Source organism: Pseudomonas sp. 2725 (genome assembly GCF_050434585.1).
GTDB classification, from domain to species: Bacteria; Pseudomonadota; Gammaproteobacteria; order Pseudomonadales; family Pseudomonadaceae; genus Aquipseudomonas; species Aquipseudomonas jessenii.
In genome coordinates, this window is record NZ_JBNDIV010000002.1 from 406,223 (window position 1) to 427,730 (window position 21,508).

At 61.0% G+C, this 21,508-nt stretch carries 16 protein-coding genes; 8 read left to right on the plus strand and 8 right to left on the minus strand.

The annotated features are described in order from the left end of the window. The first annotated feature begins 69 nt into the window (after positions 1-69). Positions 70-4,779 carry a membrane-targeted effector domain-containing toxin gene (locus ABIE16_RS06120; protein WP_218494996.1) on the plus strand — a complete coding sequence of 1,570 codons (4,710 nt, stop codon included), beginning with the start codon at positions 70-72 and terminating at the stop codon, positions 4,777-4,779. A gap of 190 nt (positions 4,780-4,969) precedes the next feature. Here ABIE16_RS06120 and guaA read toward each other — a convergent pair whose 3' ends face one another. The 8 genes from guaA to ABIE16_RS06160 form a co-directional block, all read right to left on the minus strand. Beyond that, positions 4,970-6,547, minus strand: coding sequence for a glutamine-hydrolyzing GMP synthase (gene guaA, locus ABIE16_RS06125; RefSeq protein WP_008053207.1), 1,578 nt, complete (start codon positions 6,545-6,547; stop codon positions 4,970-4,972). A 99-nt stretch (positions 6,548-6,646) separates the two neighbouring features. Then, positions 6,647-8,116 carry an IMP dehydrogenase gene (guaB, locus tag ABIE16_RS06130; RefSeq protein WP_008053208.1) on the minus strand — a complete coding sequence of 490 codons (1,470 nt, stop codon included), beginning with the start codon at positions 8,114-8,116 and terminating at the stop codon, positions 6,647-6,649. Between the two features lie 229 nt (positions 8,117-8,345). Next, complete coding sequence (locus tag ABIE16_RS06135) at positions 8,346-8,894, minus strand: sugar ABC transporter ATPase (protein WP_429520722.1); 549 nt, start codon at positions 8,892-8,894, stop codon at positions 8,346-8,348. Positions 8,895-9,089: 195 nt separating this feature from the next. After that, positions 9,090-10,271 carry a formate-dependent phosphoribosylglycinamide formyltransferase gene (gene purT / locus ABIE16_RS06140; RefSeq protein ID WP_429520723.1) on the minus strand — a complete coding sequence of 394 codons (1,182 nt, stop codon included), beginning with the start codon at positions 10,269-10,271 and terminating at the stop codon, positions 9,090-9,092. Between the two features lie 77 nt (positions 10,272-10,348). Then, positions 10,349-10,816, minus strand: coding sequence for a VUT family protein (locus ABIE16_RS06145; RefSeq protein ID WP_057716267.1), 468 nt, complete (start codon positions 10,814-10,816; stop codon positions 10,349-10,351). 322 nt (positions 10,817-11,138) lie between these two features. Continuing rightward, complete coding sequence (locus ABIE16_RS06150) at positions 11,139-11,354, minus strand: DUF1289 domain-containing protein (RefSeq protein WP_090453267.1); 216 nt, start codon at positions 11,352-11,354, stop codon at positions 11,139-11,141. After that, positions 11,351-11,875 (minus strand): gamma carbonic anhydrase family protein, encoded by a 525-nt coding sequence (locus ABIE16_RS06155; RefSeq protein WP_057716270.1) that lies wholly within the window; start codon positions 11,873-11,875, stop codon positions 11,351-11,353. The genes ABIE16_RS06150 and ABIE16_RS06155 overlap by 4 nt, the downstream gene beginning before the upstream one ends. 71 nt (positions 11,876-11,946) lie before the next feature. Continuing rightward, positions 11,947-12,546, minus strand: coding sequence for a CoA pyrophosphatase (locus ABIE16_RS06160; protein ID WP_150813638.1), 600 nt, complete (start codon positions 12,544-12,546; stop codon positions 11,947-11,949). Between the two features lie 147 nt (positions 12,547-12,693). Here ABIE16_RS06160 and ABIE16_RS06165 point away from each other — a divergent pair, with 147 nt between their 5' ends. The 7 genes from ABIE16_RS06165 to nagE all read left to right on the plus strand — a co-directional run bounded on the left by ABIE16_RS06165 (position 12,694) and on the right by nagE (position 21,462). After that, entirely contained in the window at positions 12,694-13,245 is a 552-nt protein-coding gene (locus ABIE16_RS06165; protein WP_057716272.1) for an NUDIX hydrolase, read from the plus strand. A 121-nt stretch (positions 13,246-13,366) separates the two neighbouring features. After that, positions 13,367-13,870, plus strand: a complete 504-nt coding sequence (locus ABIE16_RS06170) for a L,D-transpeptidase family protein (RefSeq protein WP_007982819.1) — start codon at positions 13,367-13,369, stop codon at positions 13,868-13,870. A 295-nt stretch (positions 13,871-14,165) separates the two neighbouring features. Further along, the gene (locus tag ABIE16_RS06175) at positions 14,166-14,897 is read left to right on the plus strand and encodes a GntR family transcriptional regulator (RefSeq protein ID WP_057716273.1); all 732 of its coding nucleotides are present in this window, start codon (positions 14,166-14,168) and stop codon (positions 14,895-14,897) included. Positions 14,898-14,936: 39 nt separating this feature from the next. After that, positions 14,937-16,043, plus strand: a complete 1,107-nt coding sequence (gene nagA, locus ABIE16_RS06180; protein WP_429520724.1) for an N-acetylglucosamine-6-phosphate deacetylase — start codon at positions 14,937-14,939, stop codon at positions 16,041-16,043. After that, complete coding sequence (locus tag ABIE16_RS06185; RefSeq protein WP_090453264.1) at positions 16,024-17,046, plus strand: SIS domain-containing protein; 1,023 nt, start codon at positions 16,024-16,026, stop codon at positions 17,044-17,046. Before nagA ends, ABIE16_RS06185 begins: the two co-directional genes overlap by 20 nt. A 154-nt stretch (positions 17,047-17,200) precedes the next feature. Beyond that, positions 17,201-19,717: a phosphoenolpyruvate--protein phosphotransferase gene (gene ptsP / locus ABIE16_RS06190; RefSeq protein ID WP_429520725.1), complete on the plus strand. Its 2,517-nt coding sequence runs from the start codon at positions 17,201-17,203 to the stop codon at positions 19,715-19,717. 29 nt (positions 19,718-19,746) lie between these two features. After that, positions 19,747-21,462, plus strand: coding sequence for an N-acetylglucosamine-specific PTS transporter subunit IIBC (gene nagE / locus ABIE16_RS06195; protein WP_429520726.1), 1,716 nt, complete (start codon positions 19,747-19,749; stop codon positions 21,460-21,462). Positions 21,463-21,508 lie beyond the last annotated feature (46 nt).

Consider the following 21,508-nt stretch of genomic DNA (forward strand, 5'->3'; position numbering starts at 1 on the left):
TATGTAGTGCACTTGCCTTGAAAAAACCGGCCATCCTCGACATCCCGTTTTCTCAAGGAAAGAGAGTGCATGAACCCGAACGAAACACGCCCGCTGCCCAATGCCGCCGACAAGGCCGCGCTCAAGGCGATCGCCACCACCGTCATCCAGACTTGCCCGAGCCTGCAAGACACGGCGCACGAAGTCGCCAGCGACTTACTGAAAAAATCCGGCATTACCGACCTCGATCCGGATCAGGTGTACTTCCACCGTTTCGACACAGCCGAAAGCAGTTCGAAAACGTTCACGGGGTGGGAGCATGTCAAAGCAACGCCGACGTCAACCACGACCCTGACGCAGCTGGTGATCCAGCGCTTTCGCACCAGCGATCAGGACAACGCCGACCTGCTTGACGTCTATGCAGGCTTTTATACCGCCGGCCCGAATGCCGGGAGGTTCAACGAAACCAACGAAGTACGCCTGCACGGCAACGAGGTGCTGAAGGCGTTCTGGAACATCGATTTCAGCACGCTCTATACCGACAAATTGACCGCGTTCTGGAAGCAGTCCGGCACCGACTTCCGAACCCTGGCCAAATGCAATTTTCTGATACAAGCCGTAAAGGCCAGGGACAAACGGCAGTTGAGCGACGATGACTTTCAGTTCGTCACTAACGCCGTAATGGGTCCGATCAACTGGCCTGTCGACCTGCAGATGCTGCGGGCTCAGCACCCTTGCGCCGACATTGTTCGGACTCTGGACGTCGACGGGTACCTTGCCACCAACATCCTGCGTTTCGTCGCACCCAAGGGGCGCCAGATCGTGTATCTGCCCGGTGAAAACGTCGCTTTCAAAGTGCTGGAAACCGCGACGGACATGCACTACTGGATGTTGCAGCAGATGAACGAAGAAGAGGCTCGCCGAGGCTTCATGACGCATTTTTCCTTGGCCGATCGTCAAACCATCGACAAGAACATCACCGATATCATGAACCGGCTGGTCAGCACTTGGGGCAAGTACGACCATCACCTGATCAATCAAAAAAACCAGATCATCACCGGCGACGCATTCAGCTGGTTGAGCAACTCGACCAAAAGCGCAATGTTTGCCGAAGCCGAACTCTCGCTGACGTCCAATGGCGATCTGCGCAAGAAACTGTGGATCGGTTACCTCAGCGCCGGTTTAAAAGTATTTGGCCCCATGGCGGTGGTCGGTTGGCCGATTGCCCTGCCGGTGGTCGGCGCCAGTATCGCCAGCCTGGGTTTGAACATCGATCAGGCGGTCAATGGCAAAACCGCCAAGGAACGCAAGGCCGGCGTTCTTGGCGCCGTGCTCAGCGGTATCGATTTGCTGTTCAACCTCCTGGTGCTCAAAGGTCCAGGATCGCTGGAGGAAATCGGCCCGGACATCGACGCCGCCGAAGCCAAAGAAATGGCCGACCTGATTGAATCAACCACACCTGCCGAAACCGCGGGGTCGAAGGTCGAAACCATCGAAGGAGAATCAGAGGCTGTCACGGGCTCGACTGAGGACAGGCCAGCGTCATCAGTGCCGGACTCCTTCAGGATTAATGATGTGCTCAGCGATGACGCCCTGGTTCGTGAGTCAGGCAAGTTCCAGGGTACATATCGGCTCGCCTCGAATCCTTCGTCCGCCATCAAACTCAACGGCAACGCCTATTACGTGCGTTATGAAAACAGCCTCAACGGGAGTGGGTACTGGGCAATCATCGACCCGGCCAATCCCGACTCCTTCACGGATTCGATTCCAGTACGGTTTATGAATGATTCGGGAGAATGGGAAGTCGTTCCCAAACTGGGCCTCAGAGGCGGGATGCAAGCAGCGGACGCCGCCTCCCCCGCCGTCGAGGAGTGGTCACAACGGCCAGGCGTTCACGTGCCGGGCCTTGACGACCCTGAAATGCGGGCATGGGCGCTGGGTGGACCCGACGTACGCAGCCCGTTCAGACGGATCTGGTCAGTGGCAGACATCGACGTCCACAGCGTACTCATGTCCGATGCCGACCAAGAGGTCATCACCCTCAGCGAATTCGAGATGGCCCAGGAAGAATCTCGTCGCAATCTGGTCAGCGACGCCAGGGCCTGGTACGAGCTTCACCCTCCGACGCTGAGCCAACCGGCGCCCTCTGCACAAGCGTTTGCCACGCCTGGCGAACTGTTTGAAGCGGCCTACGCAGAAAAACCGGGGCTGGTCGTCGGCGAGAGCCGGGGCAGCATCGGCAGCAAACAGTTCCTGATCGAAAACATGCCAACGCTCGCGCAACATGGCGTCAAGACCCTGTACTTGCAGGAGCTGCTGGCCAACGTCAATCAACTCGAATTGGACTCCTTCGCGCGCACCGGTGAAATGCCCGTCGAGCTGGAAAACTACCTGAAAAAACTCGACATCAAGGCCGGCAACGACCCAACAGGCCAATTCAATCTGCTGGCGCTGGTCAAAGCCGCCAATGCCCAACAGATCCGGGTTCAGGCCCTCGACATGTCGACGACCTACAACATCAACAAAGAAGCGATTAACTGGGAATCCGATTACCAGATGGCCAGGAGTTTTTTTGCCAGCGAGGTCATCCGGTTCAACGAAGCATTGAAAGAACCGGCCAAATGGGTTGCCTTGGTCAATCAGGAAAACATGGCGACATTCAGAGGCTATCGCGGCATTAGCGAACAGACCGATGCCCTGAGCATTCGTATCGATGACGTAGCGCCGGGGCAAGCGCAACCCATCAACTCCGATCCGGGATTGGCTGTGGAGCATGCGGACTATCCGGATTCCCCTGTTTTTTACGTATCTGATGGCATGGACTTCGACAGCGTCCATGCCCTGATCAAAGGCGACTGGCGCGTGCAGATGCAAACCCCGTGGGCATACAGGACTCCGCAACAACTGCGAGCGCTGCTGCCTGAACCGGGGATGTTCACCTTCCAGCGCTACCGCAGCAGCGTCCTTGTGGTTTATCGCAATGCCAACAACGGGATGACAGACAGCGTCATCAGATCCACGCCGGGTGGACGGCTGAATCTGGATACCCCGCTTCGGCCAGCCTACGAGTCCATGACAGTGGACAACCTCGAAGAACTCAAGCAAGCGTTGGTTGCAAAGGGCATGAAACCCATGGGCTGGCCCGTCGAGCTGGCAAGTGAACTCGATTCCCCCTTGTCAGGAACCTCTCAACCCATCGAAATACCGGACCACTGGCAAGCCAATGAACTGCTCGAGGGGCGGACACCCGTGAGTGAAGCCGGAAAATTCCAGGGCATCTATCAACTCGACTCCAACCTTTCCTCCGCGATCTTGCTCGATGACAGGGCCTATTACGTGCGCTACGAAGCCGATCCCAACGGAGGCGGCACCTGGGCCATCATCGACCCTGAAAATCCCAACGCGTTTTCAGGTTCACTCCCTGTGCGTCTCAATGCCGAGGGCGAATGGGAGCTGGCACCCCGAGCCGGGCTCAGGGGCGGTGGAAACCGGCATCCGGGCGGGTCCCGCGTTCCGCCGTCTACATCTGCTCCGGCCTCTACGCCTGCTCCCGCCTCTGCGTCTGCCTCTGTTCAAGAGCCAACACAGGCCATCCTGCGCCGCCCTGCCACGCAATACGACGCAACTAACCGATTCAGTATCAGACTACTGGCGATGGGCGAGAGAGAAACCCATATCAAACTGGTCCGTCAGCCAGACGGAAGCTTTCGCGCAGAGTCCACTTACGCACGATACGTCGCGGCCCCGCGCGCCACGCTGTCACAAGACGCCCGTCAATTCTTTTCCCGCAGTGGATTTTTCGCTTCATTACCCCCTCGTCCGCAGCTTCCAGTCGTGACGCCATCAACCACTGCCGCAGAACTGCTCCCGAAGATATTTGAAGCGGCACCGGGCCTGGTCATCGGTGAAAGCCAGGACCGCATTGCCAGCATGCGGTTTCTCATCGAGAACATGCCGATCCTTGCCCAACAGGAAGTCAAGACGATCTATTTCCATCGCCTGCTCAACGATTTCAACCAGGTGGAACTCGATCAATTCTTCAAGACCGGGTCAATGCCCGATGATCTCAAGGCGTATTTGCAAAAGCTGAAAAGCGATCCCACCGGCAGATTCACCCCGCTTGAAGTGGTCAAGGCGGCTCAACAAAATGGCATTCGGATTCAGGCAACCGACTGCCTGGCCAGTTACCGTTTCCCCGGCCCATCACTTCCCGACATGCATGAGCAAGCCATCAAGACCTACCTCACCCACACCATCATGGAGGCCGACAAAACGCTCAACGGAGCGGGCAGATGGGTGGTGCTGACGGATCAGGAAAACATCAACACCTTTCGCGGAATGTCCGGCATCAGCGAAATGCAGGGCGGTATTGGTTTGCGCATCGAAGAAGTGCTGCCGGAAGAAAGCCTGCTGATTGAAACGGATCGAGGCATTGAGGTAGGCCGCGGCTTTGCCACCCAACCCGAATTAACCGACGGAAACTTCGACACCTTGCACGCTGACTTGAGCTTGCAGATGCCACTGCCGTTGCTTGAAAAGACACCGGAAGCACTTGATCGACTGCTATATCGGCAAGGCATGTTCACTTTCGAGAAATCGAACGGAAACTGGACACTGATCCATCGCAGCAGAGTCGGTCAACTGGCAAGAACACCGGTCGAGCGCACAGCTGACGGCAGCTACCTGATCAATCGCCCCGCATGGACCGACGTGAATCAGGTGCCTTATGCCAGCATCGACGAGCTGTCCTGGGGTCTTAGCCGTATGGGCATGAACCTCGAAGGGCGTTTGCCGGTGTAAATCAAGATGCTCGCGATGGCGGCGTGTCAGGCGCGGGAGATGTTGGATGTGCTGGCCTCATCGCGAGCAAGCTCGCTCCCACAGGGGATTTGGGGCGAACACAACTGAAAAGCAAGAAGCCCCGGGTCTCACAACCCGGGGCTTCTTTTTGTCGCTATCGTTTTGAGCCTGCGTTCACAGGCTCATACGATCATTCCCACTCAATGGTCGCTGGCGGCTTGCTCGACACGTCGTAGGTGACGCGGGAGATACCTTCGATTTCATTGATGATGCGGCCGGAAACGGTTTCCAGCAGTTCGTAAGGCAGGTGTGCCCAACGCGCGGTCATGAAGTCGATGGTTTCCACGGCACGCAGGGCCACGACCCAGGCGTAACGACGGCCATCACCCACCACGCCAACCGATTTCACCGGCTGGAACACTACGAACGCCTGGCTGACCTTGTGGTACCAGTCGGCCTTGCGCAGTTCTTCGATGAAGATGTGGTCGGCGCGACGCAGCAGGTCGGCGTATTCCTTCTTCACTTCACCGAGGATGCGCACGCCCAGGCCCGGGCCCGGGAACGGATGACGGTAGACCATGTCGTACGGCAGGCCCAGTTCCAGGCCCAGACGACGGACCTCGTCCTTGAACAGCTCGCGCAGGGGTTCAACCAGCTTGAGGTTCATTTCTTCCGGCAGGCCGCCCACGTTGTGGTGCGACTTGATCACGTGGGCCTTGCCGCTTTTCGCGCCAGCCGACTCGATCACGTCCGGATAGATGGTGCCCTGGGCCAGGTACTTGATGTTGTCCAGCTTGCAGGATTCGGCATCGAACACGTCGATGAAGGTACGGCCGATGATCTTGCGCTTCTTCTCCGGGTCGGCTTCACCGGCCAGGTTACCGAGGAACTGCTCTTCGGCGTTGGCGCGGATCACCTTGACGCCCATGTTCTCGGCGAACATGGCCATCACTTGCTCGCCTTCGTGCAGGCGCAGCAGGCCGTTGTCGACGAACACGCAGGTCAGTTGGTCGCCGATGGCTTTGTGCAGCAGCGCGGCAACCACGGACGAGTCCACACCGCCGGACAGGCCGAGCAGGACGTTGTCGGTGCCGACTTGGGCGCGAACCTGGGCGATGGCGTCTTCAGCGATTTTCGACGGAGTCCACAGGGCTTCACACTCGCAGATGTCGAGGATGAAGCGCGACAGGATGCGACCGCCCTGCTTGGTGTGGGTCACTTCCGGGTGGAACTGCACGCCATAGTAACGACGCTCGTCGCTGAACATGCCGGCGATCGGGCAGCTCGGAGTGCTGGCCAGGATGTGGAAGTCTTCCGGCATGCGGGTGACCTTGTCACCGTGGCTCATCCACACGTCGAGGCCGAACAGGCCGTCAGCGTCGATGTGGTCTTCGATGCCGTCGAGCAGGCGGCTCTTGCCGACTACATCAACGCGGGCATAGCCGAACTCACGCAGCTCGGAACCTTCAACCTTGCCGCCCAGTTGCTCGGCCATGGTCTGCATGCCGTAGCAGATACCGAAGACCGGCACGCCCAGGTCGAAAACGGCTTGCGGGCAGCGAGGGCTGTTGGCTTCGTGAACCGACTCTGGGCCGCCGGCGAGGATGACGCCTTTAGGAGCGAATTCGCGGATCGCATCTTCGTCCATGTCGAACGGGTGCAGTTCGCAGTACACGCCGATTTCACGCACGCGGCGGGCGATCAGCTGGGTGTACTGGGAACCGAAGTCGAGGATCAGGATGCGGTGAGCGTGAATGTCGAGGGCCATGATTCAGTCTCGTCTAAAAAATTCGGAAACAGTCGTGATTCAGAAACAACTCGGGGCTGAATAAAACAGCCCCGGTTGCTTAGCTTGTTGCTTGAAGGCTCAACCTACGCGGTAGTTTGGCGCTTCCTTGGTGATCTGCACGTCGTGAACGTGGGATTCGGCCATGCCGGCGCCGGTGATCCGCACGAACTCAGGCTTGGTGCGCATCTCTTCGATGTCGGCACTGCCGGTGTAGCCCATCGAGGAGCGCAGGCCGCCCATCAACTGGTGGATGATCGCACTCAGGGTGCCCTTGTACGGAACACGCCCTTCGATGCCTTCCGGAACCAGCTTCTCGGCGCCTGCCGAGGAGTCCTGGAAGTAACGGTCGGAGGAGCCTTGGGCCTGGGACATGGCGCCCAGCGAACCCATGCCGCGATAAGCCTTGTACGAACGGCCCTGGAACAGTTCGATCTCGCCCGGCGCTTCTTCGGTACCGGCGAACATCGAGCCCATCATCACGCAGGAAGCACCGGCCACGATGGCCTTGGACAGGTCACCGGAGAAACGGATGCCGCCGTCGGCGATCAACGGTACGCCTGTGCCTTCAAGGGCAGCGGCGACGTTGGCGATGGCGCTGATTTGCGGCACGCCGACACCGGCGACGATACGGGTGGTGCAGATCGAGCCAGGGCCGATACCGACCTTGACTGCGTCAGCGCCAGCTTCGGCCAGGGCCTTGGCGGCAGCGCCGGTGGCGATGTTGCCGCCGATGACCTGCACTTCAGGGAAGTTCTGCTTGACCCAGCGAACGCGGTCGATCACGCCCTTGGAGTGACCGTGAGCGGTGTCGACCACCACCACGTCAACGCCGGCGGCGACCAGTGCGGCAACGCGATCACCGGTGTCTTTACCGGTACCGACTGCAGCACCCACGCGCAGACGACCTTGATCGTCCTTGCTGGCCAGCGGGTAAGCCTTGGCTTTTTCGATGTCGTTGACGGTCATCATGCCCTTGAGGGCGAATTTGTCGTCGACGATCAGCACGCGTTCGATGCGGTGCTTGTGCAGCAGTTCACGCACATCGTTCTTGTCGGCGCCTTCCTTGACCGTGACCAGACGCTCTTTAGGCGTCATCACTTCACGGACAGTGGCTTCCAGACGGTTCTCGAAACGCACGTCACGGGAGGTGACAATGCCGACCAGGTCGCCATTGTGCAGTACCGGAACGCCGGAGATGTTGTGCATGCGGGTCAATTCGAACAACTCGCGCACGGTGGCGTCGGCGACGATGGTGATCGGGTCTTTGACCACACCAGCTTCGTAACGCTTGACCTTGCGGACTTCGGCAGCTTGCTGCTCGATGGTCATGTTCTTGTGGATGATGCCGATACCACCTTCCTGAGCCATGGCGATTGCCAGACGGGCTTCAGTGACGGTGTCCATGGCAGCGGAAACCAGTGGAATATTCAGCTCGATGCCACGGGTAAGGCGGGTCTTGAGACTGACTTCGTTAGGAAGCACCTCGGAATAACCGGGCACTAGGAGAATGTCGTCGAATGTCAGAGCTTCTTGGCTGATACGCAGCATCGCGGGGGCTCCCGAGCGGGAAAATGGAAGCGCGCCATTATAGTCAGACACCCCGTCGGGTTCAATGTAAAACTCTGTCTATTATTGGCATTACTGACATACGGGGATTACGGCGTTACGGATTGCTGCTTTTTTGTGGGAGCGAGCTTGCTCGCGATGGTCGTGAACGATGACGCGTGCTTTCTGGAAACCAACGTCGCCTTCAAGTTCATCGCGAGCAAGCTCGCTCCTACAACTCGACTTTCACCCAACTGACCGGCTGATCCAGCCAATCGGCGAATTCATCGATAAAGCTCTGTTTGAACCCGGCTTCGGCCCAGTTGTTGAAGATGAAACCGAGGTTGGAGAAGCCGCACTCCTGCAGGAACAGGAAGCCGTTGATGTCGTCTTCATGCCCGCATTCGGGGCAGGTGAAGTTGTCGGTACGCCCCGGCATCCAGTCTTCCAGGCTTTCGAACAGGGCTTCACCCACTTCCTTGCGGCACTCGGCGCAGCCCGCTTCGCCAAGAAAACCCTTGGCCGGCGTATAGATGCAGCGCTTGGTGATGATCTCCATGCCATTGATCGACTCGCCGAACGGCAGCGCGTCCGGGTGCAGGACCACCTCACGGGCACCTTCGGCGATCGCATGGCCCATGCGATTGCCGGTGCGGCCGCACGTGGTCAGTTCTTCCTGGATGATGTTCTTGCGCACCAGCCAACGCACGACGGCCCGGGCCCGGGGTTCGTGTACCGGCAGGGTGGAGATTTTCGGGACGATGATGCTTTGGGAATTCATGGGGTACAGGCCTGGAGCGCTGATAAAAGATCGGACGCGAATTACCTGTGGGAGCGAGCTTGCTCGCGATGGTCGTTAACGATAACGCGTACTTTCTGATTGAACGCGTTGCCCTCTAGTCCATCGCGAGCAAGCTCGCTCCTACAAGGATCAGTAGGCGAGCCTTTAGAAGGTATAGGCCCGCCGCAGCTGTTTTTACAGCTCGACAACAACCGCCTGCGAAGCACGGGTCGCCTTGGCGCGGGCGGCTTCGATCGATTCGTCGCGCGCCAGGACCACGCCCATGCGGCGCTGGCCGTTGACTTCAGGCTTGCCGAACAGACGCAATGCGGTATCCGGCTCGCTCAAGGCAGCGCCCAGGTTGGCGAAAGCGGTCTGGGTCGACTGCCCTTCCACCAGGATCACCGCCGAGGCCGAAGGCCCGAACTGACGGATCAACGGGATCGGCAGACCGAGAATGGCCCGCGCGTGCAAGGCGAACTGCGACAGGTCCTGGGAAATCAGCGTAACCAGGCCGGTGTCATGCGGGCGCGGCGAGACTTCGCTGAACCACACCTGATCACCCTTGATGAACAGCTCGACACCGAACAGGCCACGGCCGCCCAAGGCCTCGGTCACGGCTTTGGCGACACGCTCGGACTCAGCCAGGGCAACCGGGCTCATGGCTTGCGGCTGCCAGGATTCCTGGTAGTCGCCCTTCTCCTGACGGTGACCGACCGGCGCGCAGAAGGTGGTGCCGCCGACGTGGCGCACGGTCAGCAGGGTGATTTCGTAGTCGAAATCGATGAAGCCTTCGATGATCACCCGACCTTTACCGGCACGGCCACCTTCCTGGGCGTAGTCCCAGGCCTTCTGCACGTCATCGACGCTACGCAGCAGGCTCTGGCCCTTGCCCGAAGAACTCATGACCGGCTTGACCACGCACGGGAACCCGAGGTCTTCAACGGCTTTGCTGTAATCCTCGAAGGTGTCGGCGAAGTGGTACGGCGAGGTTGGCAGGTCCAGCTCTTCAGCGGCCAGGCGACGGATGCCTTCACGGTTCATGGTCAGCTGCGCAGCACGGGCGGTCGGGATAACGGTGAAGCCTTCGGCCTCCAGTTCCACCAGGGTCGCGGTGGCGATGGCTTCGATTTCCGGCACGATGAAGTGCGGCTTTTCGGCTTCGATCACGGCACGCAGGGCAGCACCATCGAGCATGTTGATCACGTGGCTGCGGTGCGCCACCTGCATGGCCGGCGCGTTGGCGTAGCGGTCCACGGCAATCACTTCAACGCCCAGGCGTTGCAGCTCGATCACCACTTCCTTGCCCAACTCGCCACAGCCACACATCAATACGCGGGTCGCGGTCGGCGACAATGGAGTTCCGATACGGGTCATCTGAAGGTCCTCAAGGAGCGGATCATCGAGGGAAGCACGCTTCCCATGGGGAGAAAGCGCGGCATTTTACATGAACTTCAGCTGACGACAGCCTGTTTGCGCAGGCGCCAGGCCATGATCAGCCATACGGCGGTGACCCCGGCGAATTTCGAGCCAAGGGCGGTGAGGATCACGCCCGGCGTCAGGGCGTCGATCATGCCAAAAAAGATAAAGGTATCGAGGGGAATGCTCAGGGCCGAACTTATCCACAGGCGATCATGCAGCGGGCGCCGGGTGATGCTGAACACCAGCCAGTCGATGCACTCGGAAACGGCGAACGCCGTGGCGCTGGCCAGGGCGATGGACGGATCGGAGGTGACATAGGACAACACCAGCGCCACCAGCATCGCTGCGAGGGCGCCATGCCCGAATCGGGCTTGCACCATGTCGCGCAACACAAACACCAGCCCGCCCCAGGCCGACCAGATGATGTCCAGGTGCGGGGCGGTGGAAAAGGCGTAGTTGATCAGCACGACGCTGCTGATGTAGGCGATCAGGAAGAGCATGGGCGTGGAAGTACCTGTAATTTTGCCGCACAGGATACTGTAGGAGCGAACCTGCTCGCGATGGTCGTTAACGATAACGCGGGACGTCTGGCTCCCCGTGGTGTTCTTGAGTCCATCGCGAGCAAGCTCGCTCCCACAGACGAACGCATTCCCATGTGGGAGCGAGCCCGCTCGCGATGGTCGTTAACGATAACGCGGGACGTCTGGCTCCTCGCGGTGTTCTTGAGTCCATCGCGAGCAAGCTCGCTCCTACAATCGAACGCATTCCCATGTGGGAGCGAGCTTGCTCGCGATAAAGTGCGAAGCACTTTCTGGGGGCAATTCAGTTATCGGATTTGGAAGGCAACATCCAGATCAACCCACTGGCCTTGGCCCGCTCATGACACAACCCCAACACCGTGCGGCGCTCGTCGTTGGTCATGCGGCTCCAGCGGGTAATCTCCTCCACCGTGCGTTGGCAACCGGTGCAGATGTCATCGTCGTCCAGCGCACAAATATTCACGCAGGGTGATGCAACCGGGCGTTCGCTGGCAGTCATTCTTCCTGCTCGGCCAGGTCGCGGGCATAGCGCTGCGAGTTATGCACGTAGTGGGCAGCGCTGGCTTCCAGCATCCTGATTTGCGGCTCGGTCAACTCACGCACCACTTTGCCGGGCGAGCCCATGACCAGCGATCCGTCCGGAATCTCCTTACCTTCGCCGATCAGCGAGTTGGCGCCGATGATGCAGTTCTTGCCGATCTTCGCACCATTGAGAATCACCGCGTTGATGCCGATCAGGCTGTAGTCGCCGACGGTGCAACCGTGGAGCATGGCGTTGTGGCCAATGGTCACGCCGGTACCGATGGTCAGCGGGTAGCCCATGTCGGTGTGCATCACGGTGCCGTCCTGGACGTTGCTGTTCTTGCCGATCAGGATCAATTCGTTGTCGCCGCGCAATACGGCGTTGAACCAGACGTTGGCGCCCTCTTCCAGCTTGACCTTGCCCACCAGCACGGCATTGGGTGCGACCCAGCTCTGTGGATGGGTTTCGACGCGGGCGTCGCCCAGGCGGTATTTCATTGTTGTATTCCTCAAGGCTCAGGCAGGCTTTTTTCAGCAAAACCAGGATTCAGGCCATTCGAACGATGGCTTCAGATATTGATAAAGCTTTTGGGAGGCTGATGCAGGCTGATTTTGGCGTCATACAGCAGGTTGATCAACTCGACGATCATGATCGCCGTCAGCCCCCAGATCTTGTATTCGCCATAGCGATAGCTCGGCACGTACCAGCTGCGGCCCTGATAGTCGATGCGGTGGGTATGTTCGCGAGGGTCTTTACGGAAGAACTCCAGGGGCACGCTGAACACTGCGGCGATCTCGGCGTCGTTGGCCCGGTATTCGACAAAATCCGGGATCACCCCGACATAGGGCGTGACCTTGATGCCATGCAGGCTGATCAGCGGGCTGAGCGGTCCGATCACCTCGACCAGCCCCGGCGGCAGGCCGATCTCTTCTTCGGCTTCACGCAGGGCGGTGAAAATCAGGTCGGGGTCTTCGGGGTCACGGCGCCCGCCGGGGAAGGCAACTTCGCCGCCATGGGTCGACAGGCCGCTGGCACGCAGGGTCAACACCAGCTCGGGCTCGTCACTGCGGGTGATGGGCACCAGCACCGCTGCCTCGGGAAAACGACGATCGGTCTCCAGTGTGCGTGGAGTGTGGTTACTAACCCGATGCAGTAGCTCGTCCAGCATGAGTGTTCTCGATTTGTGCCTTACCCGGCATCATGCACCAATCGCTGCGGTCGCCCAACCCCCGTAACCGCCCCATGTCGCGAAACGACAACTTGCCGACCGGCACTGCCGCACGCCAAGATAGGCGCAGCATTCAGGAACCCCAGCATGAAATTTTGCAGCCAGTGCGGTAACCCGGTGACCCAGCGCATTCCCGAAGGCGATTCGCGCCTGCGCTTTGTCTGCGACAGTTGTCACGCCATTCACTACCAGAACCCCAACATCGTCGCCGGCTGCGTGGCGACCTGGGGCACCCAGGTATTGCTGTGCCGGCGGGCCATCGAGCCGCGACGCGGTTACTGGACCCTGCCCGCCGGTTTCATGGAGAACGGCGAGACCATCGAACAGGCTGCCATTCGCGAGACGGCCGAGGAAGCCTGCGCCCGGGTGCGCAACCTGAATATCTATACCCTGATCGACGTGCCGCACATCAGCCAGGTGCATGTGTTCTTCCGTGCCGAACTGGTGGACCTGGACTTTTGCGCCGGCCCCGAGAGCCTGGAAGTGCAACTATTCGACGAAGCGGACATTCCATGGGATGAGCTGGCTTTCCGCACGGTGGGCCGTACCTTAGAATGCTTCTTCGCTGACCGGCGGACCGAAATCTATCCCGTTCGGTCTGAATCGATCCCACCGCTTGCTCAGCCTGCCATTATCTGATGTCATCTCGGCATCACCGGGAGGCGCCGAAAGATTGTCCGAATGCGGCCCGAGCCAGCGGCAGCTCCTGCAAAAACTTCTATACATAAATAGTCGCGACACCTCCTGGGGAATCGTTTCAATGCGCTGGTTGCTTGCCCTGTTCTGTTTGTCGTTTGTCACGGTGTCCCAGGCTTCTGCCGTGGAAACCCTGGACGGCAAGGTCATCGAGAAAATCCTGATTCTCAAGTCTTCCCATCAATTGCAATTGATCAATGACGGCAAGCCGCTCAAAACCTATCGCATTTCCCTGGGCAAGCGTCCCAAGGGGCCGAAGCTGATGGAAGGCGACAAGCGCACCCCGGAAGGCTTCTACTGGGTCGACTGGCGCAAGATCAGCGACCGTTTCAACCTGGCGATGCACATTTCCTACCCGAACATCAGCGACTCCGCCCGCGCCCGTCGTGAAGGCGTCGAGCCCGGCGGCATGATCATGATCCACGGCACCCCGGACAGCGAGGACACCCCGGAAGACCTGTTCCACACCCTGGACTGGACCGACGGCTGCATCGCCATGCGCAACATGGACATGCGCGAAGTCTGGAACCTGGTGCCGGACGGCACGATGATCGAGATCCGCCCGTAAATCCCCCGACCTTTGGTCGCCTCGCAAAAAAAATCAAAAAAATTCCAGCCTTCGGCAGCTCCTGCAGGGTGAATACCATTTCCCCCTGTAGAAGCTGCCGAAGGCTGCGATCTTTGCTTTAAATCCTCCCGCCGCTAATACCACTTCAATCCAGCCTCTTTCCACTGCGCCCAATAAGGCCTGTTTACCGCACCTGCAGCCTGAGAGCTGCATTGACATGGTATTCAAGTGGTATTAGTTTTTTGTCCTACAGCGAACAAGTAACTTTCCTACAGACGCGTCGGACAATAATTAAATGAACGACCTTTCAGCCCTGCGCCCCGACGACACCCAACCCACGCCGTTGTACCTGCAACTGGCACGCAATCTGGAAGCGGCGATTCATGCCGGCCAGTGGAAAGCCGAACAGGCCATGCCGTCGGAGCGCAATCTGAGCGAGGCGCTGGGCATCTCCCGCGTCACTGCACGCAAGGCTCTGGAAGTGTTGTTCGAACAAGGCCTGATCCGCCGCAACCAGGGCTCCGGCACCTTTATCACGCCGCGTCTCGAACAACCGTTGTCGCGCCTTTCCGGTTTCAGTGAAATGCTCCGCCTCAAGGGTTTCGTGCCCGGATCGCAATGGCTGGAGCGGGAAATCACCTTGCCGACCCACGAAGAACTGATCCGCCTCGGCCTGTCGCCCAACGACAAAGTCGCGCGCCTCAAACGCCTGCGCAAGGCCGACGACACGGTGATGGCCATCGAGATGAGCACCCTGCCCGCCTCGATCATTCCCAAGCCGCAGGCCGTGGGCGATTCCCTCTACGAATACCTCGACGGCATCGGCAAACCGGTTGTCCGCGCCCTGCAGCACATCCAGGCGATCAACGCCTCGGACGAATTCGCAGCCCTGGTGGGCATCGCCCCCGGCACCGCCATGTTGCTGATGACCCGGGTCGGCTACCTGGAAGACAACACGCCCATCGAAGTCACCGACACCTATTGCCGTAACGACTACTACGACTTTGTCGCAGAGCTTCGCCGCTAGAACGCTGCATCGCGAAACCGCCCACCCAGAGAACCGATCATGTCCGAAGACAACATCCTCACCGCCCACGGCTGGGTTCGCGGCCGACTGGTCCATGAGCACGGCAAAGTCATGTCGATCGAAGGCCAGCCCTGCGATCCGGCGGACAACGATTTGCCGTACCTGCTGCCGGGCTTCATCGACCTGCACGTTCACGGCGGCGGCGGCAAAGACATCATGGAAGGTGCGCCGGCCTTCGAAACCATCACCCGTACCCACGTGCGCTTCGGCACTACGTCGTTGCTGGCCACCACCATGACGGCACCGAGCGAAGAGATATCCAGCGTGCTCCAGGCCGTCGGCGAATTCTGTGAGCAGCGGCCCCAAGGCTGCGCCCGGGTGCTTGGCGTACACCTCGAAGGCCCCTACATCAACCCGGGCAAACTCGGCGCGCAACCCAACTTCGCCCACACCGCGCTGATGGCCGAAGTCGAAGCGTACCTGGCGCTCGCACCGATCCGGGTGATCACCATTGCCCCGGAAATCGCCGGTCACGATACCTTGATCCGCGACCTCAGCAGCCGCGGCATTCGCATGCAGATCGGCCACACCCTGGGCAGTTATGAGGAAGGCGTGGCCGCGCTGGAGGCCGGCGCCAGCAGTTTCACCCACCTCTTCAACGCCATGAGCCCACTGCATCACCGCGAACCCGGGATCGTCGGCGCTGCCCTGGCTCACGCCAAATACGCCGAACTGATCCCGGATTTGCTGCACGTGCACCCCGGCGCCATCCGCGTGGCCCTGCGTTCGATTCCTTGCCTGTATTGCGTCACCGACTCGACCGCCGCCGCCGGCATGCCCGATGGCGAGTACAAACTCGGCAGCCACACCGTGACCAAATGCCTCGGTGGCGTGCGCCTGCCCGACGGCACGCTGGCCGGCAGCACCCTGACCATGGATCAGGCTCTGCGCAACCTGGTGAAAATCGGCCTGCCCATCGCCGAAGCCTCGCAGCGCCTGTCGCAATTCCCCGCCGACTACCTCGGCATCACCGAACGCGGGCGCCTGCAACCGGGGGCCTGGGCCGACTGTGTACGACTGGATCGCTCACTGAAACTGACCGCCGTCATGGTCGAAGGAGAAGACATTGACTTCAAAAATGCTTGAAGAGGCGCTGTCCTCGTTCGAGGCCGTGCAAGCCCAATTACAGCAACTCGACCCGCAGATGATCGAGATCGCCGGGCGCCTGCGTCGTCAGCCGCCGCAAGTGGCCATGACCGTGGCGCGTGGCAGCTCCGACCATGCCGCCAGTTACTTCGCCTACCTGACCATGCAACTGCTGGGCATCCCGGTGGCGTCGCTGCCGATGTCGGTGGTGACCATGCAACAGGCACCGTTGAAGGTCAGCGGCCAGGTGGCATTCGCCTTTTCGCAATCGGGGCAAAGCCCGGACCTGGTCAACAGCCTGCGCCTGTTGCGCAAGCGCGGCGCCTTGAGCATTTCGCTGGTCAATGCCGAAGACTCGCCGCTGGAAGCCGCCTGCGAATTCAGCCTGCCGCTGTGTGCCGGCACCGAAAGCAGCGTCGCGGCGACCAAGAGCTTTATCGCTACCCTCAGCGCCAGCGCCCGGCTGATTGGCCACTGGAAAGAAGACGCCGAACTGCTCGACGCCTGCCGCGCCTTGCCCGAAGGCCTGCGTGACGCTGCGCAACAGGACTGGAGCCCGGCCATCGACGCCTTGCGCGATTGTCAGCGGCTGATGGTGATCGGCCGTGGCGCCGGTTTCGCCATCGCCCAGGAAGCGGCGCTCAAGTTCAAGGAGACCTCGGCGATCCAGGCCGAAGCCTTCAGCAGCGCCGAAGTCCGTCACGGTCCGATGGCCTTGATTGGCGACAACTACCCGCTGCTGGTGTTTGCCCCACGGGGCGCCGAACAGGCCGGTTTGCTGAGCCTGGCCGCCGACATGCGCCAACGCGGCGCCCTTGTCCTGCTGGCCGCGCCGGATGACGTGCTTGAACGCGACCTGACGCTGACCCGCGCCGAACACCCGGCCCTCGACCCGATTCTCGCGATCCAGAGTTTCTACGTGATGGCCGCCGGCCTGGCCGTGGCCCGAGGCATGGACCCGGACCAGCCACGGCACCTGAGCAAAGTGACGCGTACACACTAACCACCCTTGTAGGAGCGAGCTTGCTCGCGATGGTCGTCAACGAAAACGCGCGTTTGCTGGATAAACGCGGCGTTCTTTAGTCCATCGCGAGCGAGCTCGCTCCTACAGAGGGGGGCGTGTTGATCCGAACCGTATTTTTTGATGAGACCGAGCCATGCATAACAACAATAAAGAGCTGACTTTAAGCGCCCCGCTCAGCGGCCCGGTGCTCACGCTCGCCAAAGTCCCGGATGCGGTGTTTGCCAGCGGCGCCATGGGCGACGGGATCGCCATCGACCCGTTGAACGATACCCTTCATGCGCCGTGCGCGGGCGTGGTGGTGCATGTCGCCCGCACCGGCCATGCGGTGACCCTGCGTGCCGACAACGGCGCGGAATTGCTCCTGCACCTGGGCCTGGACACGGTCGAGTTGCAGGGCCAGGGCTTCTCGATGCTGGTGCAGGAAGGCGCACGGGTTGCCAATGGCCAGCCGCTGCTGCGCTACGACCTGGACAAGGTCGCGCAACAGTGCAAGAGCCTGGTCAGTCTGCTGATCCTCACCAACAGCCAGGACTTTCAGGCACGGCCCATCACCCTCAAGTCGGTAAAGGTCGGCGAGCCGCTGCTGCACATCATTCGCCGCCAGGGCGTGGGCGCGCAGGCGGACGTGGAGCTTGCTGGCGAAGAAGTGGTCGGCCACATCCGCATCGCCCATCGTGGCGGTCTGCACGCACGGCCGGCCGCGCTGATCCGTCAGACCGCGCAAGGATTCAAAAGCAAATCGCAGCTGCATTTCGCCGGCAAGTCGGCCACCTGCGACAGCCTGATCGGCCTGATGGGGCTGGCCATCGGCGAACAGGCAGAAGTCCAGGTCAGTTGCCAGGGCCCGGACGCCGAAGCCGCGCTGCAAGCCTTGCTGACCGCGTTATCCACAGCCTTGGCCGAAGACAGCCACGCCGCCGCGCCGACCACGATTGCCCAACGCAATCGCCCCGCCGAAGCTGGCGTATTGCACGGCGTCTGTGCGGCGCCCGGCCTGGTCGGCGGGCCGCTGTTCCACCTGAATGCGATCAGCCTGCCGGTGGATGCCGGCCATCATGATCCGCAGCAACAACAGCAAGTGCTGGACGCGGCACTGAGCCAGGTGCGCAGCGAAATCGAACGCACGCTGGTCCTGGCGAAAAAACACAAGGACACCGCTGAAGAGGCGATCTTCGCCGCACACCTGGCGCTGCTGGAAGACCCGGCCCTGCTGGACGCCGCCATACAAACCGTCGCCCTGGGCACGGCCGCGACTCACGCCTGGAGCCAGGCCATCGACGTGCAGTGCGAAGTCCTCCAGCAAACCGGCAGCACACTGCTGGCCGAACGCGCCAACGACCTGCGCGACCTCAAGCAACGGGTGCTGCGCGCATTGCTCGGCGATACCTGGCATTACGACATACCGGCCGGCGCCATCGTCGCGGCGCATGAATTGACGCCCTCCGATTTACTGCAACTGAGCCAGCAAGGTGTCGCCGGACTGTGCATGGCCGAAGGTGGCGCGACCTCCCACGTGGCGATTCTGGCCCGGGGCAAAGGCCTACCGTGCATGGTGGCGCTGGGTTCGACGCTGCTCGATCAGCAACAGGGGCAACCGGTGGTGCTGGACGCCGACGGCGGCCGCCTCGAACTGACACCCAGTGCCGAGCGCCTGGCCGACGTGCGCCAGCTGCAACAGCAACAGCAACAACGCCGGGCCGAACAACAGGCCCAGGCGCACACCCCCGCACTGACCACCGATGGCCTGCGCATCGAAGTCGCCGCCAATGTGGCATCCAGCACGGAAGCGGCAGACGCGTTGGCCAATGGCGCCGACGGCGTCGGCTTGCTGCGCACCGAGTTTCTCTTCGTCGACCGCCACACCGCGCCGGACGAACAGGAACAACACCACGCCTATCAAGCGGTGCTCGATGCCATGGGCGACAAGTCGGTGATCATCCGCACCATCGACGTCGGCGGCGACAAGCAACTGGACTACCTGCCACTGCCCGCCGAGGCCAATCCGGTGCTCGGCCTGCGCGGCATTCGCCTGGCCCAGGCTCGCCCTGAACTGCTCGACCAGCAATTGCGCGCGCTGCTGCACCTGCGCCCGTTGTCACGCTGCCGGATCCTGCTGCCGATGGTCACGGAAGTCGATGAACTGCTGCACATCCGCCAGCGCCTCGATGCCTTGTGCGGTGAACTCGGCCTGGCGCAACGCCCGGAACTGGGTGTGATGATCGAAGTTCCGGCCGCCGCGCTGCTGGCCGAGCAACTGGCCGAACACGCGGACTTCCTGTCCATCGGCACCAACGACCTGTCGCAATACACCCTGGCCATGGACCGCGACCACGCCGGGCTCGCCGCGCGCGTCGATGCGCTACACCCGGCACTGCTGCGGCTGATCGCCCAGACCTGCGCCGGTGCGGCGCAGCACAACCGCTGGGTGGGCGTGTGCGGCGCACTGGCGTCCGATCCATTGGCCACGCCGGTGTTGATCGGCCTGGGGGTCAGTGAATTGTCGGTGAGCCCGGTACAGGTCGGCGAAATCAAGGACCGCGTGCGTCATCTCGACGCCAGCGAATGCCGGCGCATCAGCCAGGGCCTGCTCAAGTTGAGCAGCGCCAGCGCCGTGCGTCACGCCTGTCACCAGCATTGGCCTCTGAGCTGAAGAACAACAAGAATCCACGGAGAACCGCCATGTACCAACTTTTCATCGAAGGCCTGCAACGCCTCGGCCGCGCGCTGATGCTGCCGATCGCGATCCTGCCGATTGCCGGCCTGCTGCTGCGCCTGGGCGATACCGATCTGCTGAACATCGCGATCATCCACGACGCCGGCCAGGTGATCTTCGCCAACCTGGCAATGATCTTCGCCATCGGTATCGCGGTCGGTTTCGCCAGGGACAACAACGGTACGGCGGGTCTGGCCGGGGTGATCGGTTACCTGGTGATGATCTCCACCCTCAAGGCGCTCGACCCGAGCATCAACATGGGCATGCTCGCCGGGATCGTCAGCGGCCTGATGGCCGGCGCGCTGTACAACCGCTTCAAGGACATCAAGCTGCCGGAATACCTGGCGTTCTTCGGTGGCCGACGGTTCGTGCCGATTGTCACCGGGTTCGCCGCCGTGGGGCTGGGTGTGGTGTTCGGCTACATCTGGCCGCCGATCCAGCACGGCATCAACAGCTTCGGCACACTGATGATGGAAAGCGGCAGCTTCGGTGCGTTCGTCTTCGGCCTGTTCAACCGCCTGCTGATCGTCACCGGCCTGCACCACATCCTCAACAACATGGCGTGGTTCGTGTTCGGCAACTTCACCGACCCCACCACCGGGGCGCTGGTGACTGGCGACCTGTCGCGCTACTTCGCCGGCGATCCGAAGGGTGGCCAGTTCATGACCGGCATGTTCCCGATGATGATCTTCGGCCTGCCCGCCGCGTGCCTGGCGATGTACCGCAACGCCCTGCTGGCACGGCGCAAGGTGATGGGCGGGATCTTCCTGTCGATGGCGTTGACCGCGTTCCTGACCGGCGTCACCGAGCCGATTGAATTCGCCTTCATGTTCCTCGCGCCGTTGCTGTTTGTGCTGCATGCGTTGCTGACCGGCCTGTCGATGGCCATCACCAATGCGCTGAACATCCACCTGGGGTTCACCTTCTCCGGCGGCTTCATCGACATGATCCTGGGCTGGGGCAAGTCCACCAACGGCTGGCTCGTGTTCCCGGTGGGCCTGGCGTATGCCGTGATCTATTACGTGGTGTTTGACTTCTGTATCCGCCGCTTCGACCTGAAGACACCGGGCCGCGAAACCAGCGCTGACGTCGAGCAGGTTGCCGTCGCCGACAATGAACGCGCCGGGGCATACATCAAGGCCTTGGGTGGTGCCGAAAACCTGATCACCGTCGGCGCCTGCACCACGCGCTTGCGCCTGGACATGGTGGATCGCAACAAAGCCTCGGATTCCGACTTGAAAGCGCTCGGTGCCATGGCCGTGGTGCGTCCGGGCAAGGGCGGGAGTTTGCAAGTGGTGGTGGGGCCAATGGCCGACGCGATTGCCGATGAGATTCGCCTGGCGATGCCTGCGCTAGGTCGCGCCATGGTGTCGTCACCGGCTGCAGAAATCGACGCGCCGCCACCTGCCGCCATGGCGACACCCGAGGCCCAGCAATGGCTCAATGCCCTGGGCGGCGGCGACAATGTGCTGCAACTCGATTGCGTGGCCATGACCCGCATCCGCCTGCAACTGGCCGATGGCAAGGCGTTGTCGGAGTTCGATTTGAAAGCGTTGGGTTGCCAGGGTGTAAGTCAGCTGGATGGCGGTATCTGGCATCTGCTGATTGGCGACAAGGCGCCGAGCTTGAGTGATGCACTGGAAGTGTTGGTCAATCGCAGCGAGGTCAGTGCCAAGGTTTAGATCTTCGGTGCCTGATAGGCCGCCATCGCGAGCAAGCTCGCTCCCA